We start from the raw sequence: 241 nt of genomic DNA, 5'->3' as shown, positions 1-241 counted from the left end.
GCGCTACTACTCAGACAACGAATGACAAAGGTATCGTGAGCTATACCGTTCGTATCCCTACTGGATTATCGACTGCACAAAAATCAGCATTAGAAAAAGCCAGCGGATTTTCCTTGACGGCCAACCTGATTGAGGCATCTGGAGCCAGTACTAGTACCAATAGTGCGCCTATCAGCATAAGCGATAAAATCCAGAAAAGTTTGACGGTCTTAACCTCAGAGACCAATCCTAAGGTAGTGAA

At 44.8% G+C, this 241-nt stretch carries 1 protein-coding gene; it reads left to right on the top strand.

The genetic code is table 11. The features are described 5' to 3' along the window. Nucleotides 1–35 precede the first annotated feature (35 nt). Nucleotides 36–241: hypothetical protein (locus AAEZ05_RS29920; RefSeq protein WP_350650278.1), on the top strand; the 206-nt coding region annotated here is incomplete at its 3' end.

It is taken from the genome of Pseudomonas sp. HY13-MNA-CIBAN-0226 (assembly GCF_040310305.1).
GTDB lineage: Bacteria > Pseudomonadota > Gammaproteobacteria > Pseudomonadales > Pseudomonadaceae > Aquipseudomonas > Aquipseudomonas gregormendelii.
This window is presented reverse-complemented; position numbering and strand designations above follow the sequence as displayed.